The organism is Plectonema radiosum NIES-515, from assembly GCF_025753815.1.
In the GTDB taxonomy this organism is placed as follows: domain Bacteria; phylum Cyanobacteriota; class Cyanobacteriia; order Cyanobacteriales; family Nostocaceae; genus Hassallia; species Hassallia radiosum_A.
On record NZ_JAOWRF010000182.1, the window covers coordinates 1 to 7,506 of the forward strand.

At 42.8% G+C, this 7,506-nt stretch carries 9 protein-coding genes and 1 pseudogene; 5 read left to right on the plus strand and 5 right to left on the minus strand.

Features of this window, described 5'->3' with window-relative positions; translation table 11 throughout:
• Positions 1 to 171 precede the first annotated feature (171 nt).
• A complete protein-coding gene (locus OGM63_RS12305; protein WP_263745862.1) occupies positions 172 to 1,170 on the minus strand; it encodes a GDP-mannose 4,6-dehydratase in 999 nt (332 codons plus the stop codon).
• 825 nt (positions 1,171 to 1,995) lie between these two features.
• Here OGM63_RS12305 and OGM63_RS12310 point away from each other — a divergent pair.
• From OGM63_RS12310 to OGM63_RS12325, 4 genes are all read left to right on the plus strand, one after another.
• Positions 1,996 to 2,295 (plus strand): hypothetical protein, encoded by a 300-nt coding sequence (locus tag OGM63_RS12310; protein WP_263745863.1) that lies wholly within the window; start codon positions 1,996 to 1,998, stop codon positions 2,293 to 2,295.
• Between the two features lie 284 nt (positions 2,296 to 2,579).
• Complete coding sequence (locus OGM63_RS12315; RefSeq protein WP_263745864.1) at positions 2,580 to 2,765, plus strand: ribbon-helix-helix protein, CopG family; 186 nt, start codon at positions 2,580 to 2,582, stop codon at positions 2,763 to 2,765.
• Positions 2,765 to 2,956, plus strand: coding sequence for a DUF6888 family protein (locus OGM63_RS12320; protein ID WP_263745865.1), 192 nt, complete (start codon positions 2,765 to 2,767; stop codon positions 2,954 to 2,956). The genes OGM63_RS12315 and OGM63_RS12320 overlap by 1 nt, the downstream gene beginning before the upstream one ends.
• Complete coding sequence (locus OGM63_RS12325) at positions 2,953 to 3,153, plus strand: DUF6887 family protein (protein ID WP_263745866.1); 201 nt, start codon at positions 2,953 to 2,955, stop codon at positions 3,151 to 3,153. Before OGM63_RS12320 ends, OGM63_RS12325 begins: the two co-directional genes overlap by 4 nt.
• A gap of 217 nt (positions 3,154 to 3,370) precedes the next feature.
• On the opposite strand, the pseudogene OGM63_RS12330 reads toward OGM63_RS12325, so the two are convergent.
• The 4 genes and pseudogenes from OGM63_RS12330 to petB form a co-directional block, all read right to left on the minus strand.
• Positions 3,371 to 3,679, minus strand: a pseudogene (locus OGM63_RS12330) (helix-turn-helix domain-containing protein); the annotation flags it as partial.
• 200 nt (positions 3,680 to 3,879) lie between these two features.
• The gene (locus OGM63_RS12335) at positions 3,880 to 4,323 is read right to left on the minus strand and encodes an ATP-binding protein (protein ID WP_263745867.1); all 444 of its coding nucleotides are present in this window, start codon (positions 4,321 to 4,323) and stop codon (positions 3,880 to 3,882) included.
• Positions 4,324 to 4,543: 220 nt separating this feature from the next.
• The gene (petD, locus tag OGM63_RS12340) at positions 4,544 to 5,026 is read right to left on the minus strand and encodes a cytochrome b6-f complex subunit IV (RefSeq protein ID WP_263745869.1); all 483 of its coding nucleotides are present in this window, start codon (positions 5,024 to 5,026) and stop codon (positions 4,544 to 4,546) included.
• A 176-nt stretch (positions 5,027 to 5,202) separates the two neighbouring features.
• Complete coding sequence (petB, locus tag OGM63_RS12345) at positions 5,203 to 5,850, minus strand: cytochrome b6 (protein WP_263745870.1); 648 nt, start codon at positions 5,848 to 5,850, stop codon at positions 5,203 to 5,205.
• A 415-nt stretch (positions 5,851 to 6,265) separates the two neighbouring features.
• Here petB and ctpA point away from each other — a divergent pair, with 415 nt between their 5' ends.
• Entirely contained in the window at positions 6,266 to 7,498 is a 1,233-nt protein-coding gene (gene ctpA / locus OGM63_RS12350; protein ID WP_263745871.1) for a carboxyl-terminal processing protease CtpA, read from the plus strand.
• Positions 7,499 to 7,506 lie beyond the last annotated feature (8 nt).

The window sequence follows — 7,506 nt, forward strand, 5'->3', positions numbered from 1 at the left end:
CAATTTTGTTGAGGGGAAAAGGGACTCATGTATGGAAATAAAGCCCCAACCTTGATCTGGGTCGGTTTCCGTCCCGTTGACGTTTGTAAGAAGAGTTATTTGAATACGTATATTATATTTTTCTTCTCCCTTTCCCTTTTCCCCTCTTCAAATCTCCATTCCCCAGTCCATTCATACTCGCGGGAAAGATGCAGCTGCTGCGATCGCACCGGTTTGCAAACGCTCTAAATCTGTTTGTACCATTTTCTGTACAAGTTCTTCAAAGCTGACTTGGGGTAGCCAGCCGAGTTTATTTTTAGCTTTAGTTGGGTTGGCAACTAGTTGAAAATGCTCATCCGGGCGCAGTAAATCGGTGTTAATGACTACATGGCTCGTCCAATCTAGATCAACACACTCAAAAGCTGCGCTAACTAATTCCCTAACACTGTGCAGCTTACCTGTGCCAATCACGTATTCTTCTGGCTCGTCAACTTGTAACATCCGCCACATGGCTTCGACGTGATCGCCGGCAAAGCCCCAATCGCGCTTGGCATCTAAGTTGCCTATTTCCAAGGTTTTAGTTAAACCCAATTTAATCGATGCTGCCGCTAAGGAAATTTTGCGCGGCACAAATTGAGGTGCGCGTAAAGGAGATTCGTGGTTATATAAAATTCCACTACAAGCAAATAGACCATAGCGCTGTCGATGATGTACCATTGTCCAGTGCGCGTGCAATTTTGCTGCCGCATAGGGATTTTTCGGACGAAAGGGAGTTTCTTCATCTTGAGGCGATCTGTCTACATCCCCAAACATTTCCGAACTGCTTGCCTGATAAAATCGCGTAGACAAACCAACCTGCCTCACTGCTTCTAATAGCCTGGTAGCAGTACCAGTAATCAAATCGAGGGTTCCCAGAGGATCGTTCCAAGAATCGGGTACAAAGCTGGGAGCGGCTAAATTATAAATTTCTTGGGGACGCAGTTGTTCTACTGCTGTCAACAGTGACAGAGTATCTCTTAAGTCAACAGTGTAAATTTCTACCTGGTGTACCAAGGTTCCCAGTTTTGCCAAATTTGGTTGTCGATGGGGAGGTACTAACCCCACAACTCGATAACCTTGATTAAGCAGCAAGTGGCTGAGATAGTAGCCATCTTGACCAGTAATTCCTGTAATTAAGGCTGTTTTAGTCATATTTTTTTTTATCCTTTCTATCTCTTTGGGCACTCTTCTGGCATGAGAATACTCTCATTGACTTGGAGTAATGAATCACAAAGCGCTTTGCTGGCGCCTGTTTTTACAACTCGAAAGTCATCATGAAGCTTCTTTATAAAGGTTTCAAAACTGCTGGAAATTATAGTCACTCAAGCAGTTTTTGACCCAAAAGAGTTTCTCGCAGCCAAATCCTAACAAAGGAGTGACTACAACTCGAATGCTGTCTTTACGGTATTCAGTATTTTTTTTTATACAGAATTGAATACCTTCCAAGTTCTGTGGTTGAGGAACCAAAGCGAGTCTCTGGTGCTGCTCATGTCACAGAACTTGTGGTATTGTCTCTATCCTCTAGCTACGGGGGCAAGCTTTGTAGCTTTTACGGTAGAACCAATGCACGAGTTATTAACGATGTTTTTTACCTTCTGACGGAAAGATTTAAAATTGTCCACTGAAGGGACGCACTTAAATTTTCCGTTACTTTGCACTTTGAAGTGCCAACCAAGGAAGTCAAAACCATCTATCGCAGCGGTTATTTTGGTTCGGTGTGGTCAGGTAAGGAGTCACGCATGAATCTTGCGGATAGGACTTTCACCTATATCAATCTGAGAGTTAGGTGTCTAGATGTCTCTAGATTTCACCCTCTAAGTTATGTACGGACTGATTACCGTGATTCACTTAGAAACGAATCGCACATCAAAAATCTGGGGAGGCTGTCAAACTTTCCCCAGGCTCTATCCCTTCTGATGGTGTCTTATTATTTTTGATACATTATACTTGTATGTATCAAAAGATAGGTAAAGCGCTATGACTAAGCCAACTAGAGATAAAGCACATTTTGACGATTGGTTCGGAGAAGCTATTGGCGATTTAAACCTAAGGGAAGGTTACGAATCGTACACTACTGAGAACATAGAAAAAGTTTACTGGAAAAAAATTTGGGAAGTTTACGACAAAATGCAAGCCACCCCAATGGATGAATACGGTCAAGAATATGCCACTGACGAACTTAAGTCAATCATCCTAGAAGCACACGGGAAAGACGAGTCAGACCACCTACAAGCTGAACTCATGGAACATTATATGAATAGTGGTAACTACGACTAAAAAATTCAACCTAAACAGGACTTACGCAACTGGCACATTTATCTGAAAACTGTCACATTGAATTAATTTGGCTCTAAGGTTTATAAATCAATGCTTACAAGCATTTCCCTCAAATTTAAATATATGTGCAAGTTGACGTTATATTGTGACGGTTGCGTAAGTCCTACTAAATGATGACTAAGCCTGTACCAGTTGCGGGTTTTTATTTTAGTTAATCAGTCTCTTTTTAGTGCGTTTTCCCAGATAGCGTGCTAGCATAACAGGAAATTAACTTTTCCCTCGTTATGGAAAACCGAATTAACAAACGCACCCATAGCGATTACACCCAAAGCGCCGCTTATCTTCCTAAACAACTGGTTAAAAATTTCAAGCAACTCTCAATTGAATTAGGTGTTGGACATAGCGAAGCGGTCGAAGAGGCTATAAGAATGTGGTGTGATGCTGCGATTACAAAAGTAAATCAACGTTAATGAGAAATTCGCGGTATCCGACTTCTGAACAAAACCTGACTTGTTTCATCCTCAGCCAAAATCTAACAACGTTGCTACTAGCCATCTTCATCGTCAGACTCGATGAACGAACGGGAAATATTTATATTTTGGCTGGTGAAGAAACAGGGATTGTAATTACCCGTAATGGTAAGTGGAGATACGACGAATGAGTAAGCTTGACTTTGTGACAATGAGTAAGTCCGAGCTAAAACGCTATCTGGTAGAGCATCGCAACGATACAGAAGCGTTTTACGCACTAATGGACAAAATTAATGCAGAACCAAATCAAAAGTTTTACAGCGTAGATGAAGCATCGGTACTACAGGAACTAATAGAAGCAAAACGACACACAAAAGAAAATCTGTGAAAATCAACAGGCACGGACGCGCCAAAATTCTCACGCATTCAGAGATACAGCTAGTTTTTAGCAACGGACTAGCGTCAGAGCGTGATAAAACCTTGTTTGGCGTGTGCCTATTTGGTGCCTGTAGAATCTGTAGAACTGTTGCATAAATATTTTGTGGTATGATTAATGGTTATTTTAATTTCAATGTTTGGCAATTAAAATAGTAAGAGTTGATCATTTTTTTCGAGCAAGTATTATAAGCGCGATCGCTAACTAAAAAATGGCAGCAAACATCCTTTTTATAAACTGTCCGACAGACCGCAGATTCTGAAAGCCCCCAGTCTAATCCAATATGATAATAAGTTCGATATTCTCACCAATATTGAAGAACCATTAAAACTTGCTCTTCAATAATTAATTTAGGACGACGACCAGGTTTCTTTTTCTTTTTATCATGAGCTTTAACTAAACGAACCATCAACTCAAAGGTTCGACGACTGACTCCGGTAAGTCGTTTAAATTTCCTCGAAGGGAGCTTTTTGGCTTTTCAAAATTTCAGTGCTAGTCAGAGTCCTCAATCGAAAATTGCTAAATACTCTAGTATATCACAAAAAACTTTTGCAATAGTTCTAGTGGCGCAGGATATATAAAGATTATCAATTTTGATATTAGGGGCAGCAGGGAATGCATTCTCCTCCTAAACCAGGTGCGCTCCCCGCTTCTTGCTTGTTCTAAGATTTTTCGTGCCTAGTGCTGCCCTTTTTGACCATATTTGACGATAAGCAGACAATTTCTTCCGTCCGTACCACGTTCGTAAACAACGTTGTCAGCCAAGCGTCGCAGGAGAAACCATCCATATCCCCCGACTTGCAAAGTGCCCGGTTCTGGCTCTGCGATCGCGTCGGGATTAAAAGGTTTTCCATGATCCCAAATTCTAATTTCCAGCCGATCAATCCATAGAGAAACATCAATCTCAATGGTTGTTTCCGGCGGCAAAGCATGATGAGCGTGACGAACCGCGTTTGTAAAGCCTTCTGCCAATGCTAAGTTAAGGCGATAAAGTTGGCTTTCTGACCAGCCAAGTTGAGACAAGTGTTGCAGACAAAAATTCTCAAACCATTGTTGTACTTGGTTTAGAAGCTTCAGATCGCTCTTGACCCTCAGATGGTCTTGCTTCATTATGCTAAGCATTGACCGTGACTTGAATATAAATGAGTGAAAATGTTTGTATCTGTTGTAGCTTAAAGATTTTAGATTTTGGAATAATATTTTCATTTATTCCAAAATTTAAAATTCCAGATGTAATCTGGATTAATAAAATTGACGCCTGTTGATTTTTCAAGCTTGCAATACATCCATCTGCACTTGCTCTTGAAACTCACAGGCGTCAAAGCGCTTCTTGGAGGCTGATTTAGAACAATCCCAAGGTCAAAGATTGATCAATTGGGAAGGTAGCGCCAATACCCAACCAAAGGGTAACGGCAGTGCCAATCAAGAACACCGTGGTTGCAACTGGACGGCGGAATGGATTTTGGAACTTATTAATGTTCTCAATAAAGGGAATGAGACTCAGCCCCAAGGGGACAGATGCCATCGCAAATACTCCTAAGAGTTTGCTAGGAACCGTCCGTAAAATTTGGAATACGGGATACAAGTACCACTCTGGCAGAATTTCCAACGGTGTAGCGAAAGGATTCGCTGGTTCACCTGTCATCGCCGGATCTAGCACAGCTAGCGCCACAATAGAGGCGAAGGTTCCCATCATCACGATGGGGAAGACATACAGTAAGTCGTTGGGCCAAGCAGGTTCGCCATAGTAGTTATGACCCATGCCTTTGGCAAGTTTGGCTCTTAACTGAGGATCGCTCAGATCGGGTTTTTTTTGTGTTCCCATTTTTTGTGTGCTCTCGTGCTTAAGTTGAGTTAAAGCATTTGTGAAAGGTATCAGCTATTAGGTGTTAGCTTTCAGCTTACAAATACCAATGATCGCTTCTTATGTCTCATAAGTTTAAAACAAACATCTGTATCTGAAAACTGACAACTGTTACCTTTTTCGCTAATAACTTAAATTTACAAAGGACCGGAAATGCCTTGCTTGCGGATCATCAAGAAGTGAAACAGCATGAAGACCGCAATTAACCAAGGTAATACAAAGGTGTGGGCGCTATAGTAGCGGGTTAGAGTTGCTTGACCGACGCTAGAGCCACCACGCAGCAAGTCGGAAATCAAAACGCCAACTACAGGAATCGCTTCTGGTACACCGCTAACGATTTTTACAGCCCAGTAGCCTACTTGATCCCAAGGTAGGGAGTAACCCGTTACACCAAAGGAAACTGTAATGACAGCAAGGATGACACCACTTATCCAGGTTAATTCGCGGGGCTTTTTGAATCCACCGGTGAGGTAAACCCGGAAGGTATGCAAAATCATCATTAGCACCATCATGCTGGCAGACCAGCGGTGAACGGAGCGAATGAGCCAGCCGAAGCTCACTTCGTTCATTAGGTACTCCACGGAAGAGTAAGCTTCAGCTACTGTTGGTCTGTAGTAAAACGTCATCGCAAATCCAGTGGCAAACTGGATGAGAAAGCACATTAAGGTAATGCCACCTAAGCAGTAGAAGATGTTGACGTGGGGAGGGACGTACTTGCTGGTGACGTCTTCTGCCAACGCTTGAATCTCTAAGCGTTCCTCAAACCAGTCGTAAACGTTAGCCATACAATCTCAAGTTCCTCGAAGTCGGTTGCGGTTAATAAATTTTGCTAAGTTCTAAGCGGCTAATGGCTGCTTACACTTCTGTCCCAATTAAGGATTTTGGGATTTAGCAAAGAGCATTTGACTGCTTGTTATCTGTCAGAGTGTTAAGAATTGTTAAGAAACTTAGACACTTTACAAAGAGGGAATATATTGCGTTCTCTTTGTACCTCAACACTAGGGATGATGGACACAAAGTAGATCTTATCGTTTTCAGAGTGGGATTTGCTGTCATCATTTGGCTAAACAATTTGATGAGAGCAACACTCCACTTCTATAAAAAAAGTAACATAGTCGAGAGATAGATTTCATCAATCAACAAGGCAACTAAGCTGTTTTTGTTTTCTTTGGGTCACGAGTGAAGTTGAAAATGCGGTTCATGGATAAAAAGGTTTTTCGGTTTGGATTGTCACTGCTAGTGGCATTTTGCTTGGTGCTGGGGCTACTCGCGCAACCAGCGATCGCTTTGACGGGTGAACAAAAACTAGTATCAGAAGTATGGCGGATTGTCAATCGCACTTATTTGGATGAGACGTTTAATCATCAAAACTGGGCGATGGTGCGGCAAAATGTTTTGCAGAAGCCCCTCAAGGACAGCGAAGCGGCTTATGGGGCAATTCAGAAGATGCTCTTGAGCCTCGACGATCCCTTTACGCGCTTTTTAGATCCGGAACACTATCGCAGTTTACAGGTTAATACATCTGGTGAACTGACGGGAGTGGGATTGCAAATAGCGCTTAATGCCCAGTCGGGGAAGTTGGAAGTAATAGCACCGATCGCCGGTTCACCAGCAGACAAAGCAGGAATTAAAGCGCGCGATCGCATTGTCAAAATTGAGGGCATCTCCACTGAAAATCTCACCCTTGACGAAGCTGCTGCGAAGATGCGCGGACCCTCTGGCACTCTCGTCACTTTGATGATAGAACGAGACGGAGAAGGCGAAAAGGAATTTAGAGTCGTGCGCGATCGCATTGCTCTTAACCCTGTAATAGCAGAATTACATTCTTCAAACCAGGGTACACCCATCGGCTACCTTCGCCTAACTCAGTTTAATGCCAACGCCTCAATGGAATTGGCACACGCTATTACTAGTCTAGAAAAAAAAGGCGCTGCTGCCTACATTCTCGACCTGCGAAATAATCCTGGGGGGTTGCTGCAATCAGGAATTGAAATTGCCCGCATGTGGCTTAATTCAGGCACCATCGTTTACACAGTTAACCGACAAGGCGTTCAAGGCAGCTTTGAAGCCTCTGGTTCAGCGCTGACACCAGATCCGCTAGTGATTTTAGTTAATCAAGGAACTGCTAGTGCGAGTGAGATTCTCGCCGGCGCACTCCAAGATAATGGTCGTGCCCAACTAGTCGGAGAAACTACCTATGGCAAAGGGTTAATTCAGTCCTTATTTGAATTGTCAGACGGTTCTGGCTTGGCGGTAACAATTGCTAAGTATGAAACTCCTAAACACCGAGATATTAATAAACTCGGTATTAAACCGGATAAAGAGATTTCCCAACATCCAATTACCCGCGAGCAAATTGGTACTCAAGACGATTTACAGTATCAAGCAGCACTGGAAGTGTTGAGGAATTCGGTAGTGGCAGGAAAGGATTAGGGCAGGGG

What these genes read in the sequence shown, in the direction of transcription:
- petB (WP_263745870.1), bottom strand. Translation starts at nt 5,850, where the DNA reads ATGGCTAACGTTTACGACTGGTTTGAGGAACGCTTAGAGATTCAAGCG.
- OGM63_RS12335 (WP_263745867.1), bottom strand. Translation starts at nt 4,323, where the DNA reads ATGCTTAGCATAATGAAGCAAGACCATCTGAGGGTCAAGAGCGATCTG.
- OGM63_RS12325 (WP_263745866.1), top strand. Translation starts at nt 2,953, where the DNA reads ATGAGTAAGCTTGACTTTGTGACAATGAGTAAGTCCGAGCTAAAACGC.
- OGM63_RS12310 (WP_263745863.1), top strand. Translation starts at nt 1,996, where the DNA reads ATGACTAAGCCAACTAGAGATAAAGCACATTTTGACGATTGGTTCGGA.
- OGM63_RS12315 (WP_263745864.1), top strand. Translation starts at nt 2,580, where the DNA reads ATGGAAAACCGAATTAACAAACGCACCCATAGCGATTACACCCAAAGC.
- OGM63_RS12305 (WP_263745862.1), bottom strand. Translation starts at nt 1,170, where the DNA reads ATGACTAAAACAGCCTTAATTACAGGAATTACTGGTCAAGATGGCTAC.
- OGM63_RS12320 (WP_263745865.1), top strand. Translation starts at nt 2,765, where the DNA reads ATGAGAAATTCGCGGTATCCGACTTCTGAACAAAACCTGACTTGTTTC.
- petD (WP_263745869.1), bottom strand. Translation starts at nt 5,026, where the DNA reads ATGGGAACACAAAAAAAACCCGATCTGAGCGATCCTCAGTTAAGAGCC.
- ctpA (WP_263745871.1), top strand. Translation starts at nt 6,266, where the DNA reads ATGGATAAAAAGGTTTTTCGGTTTGGATTGTCACTGCTAGTGGCATTT.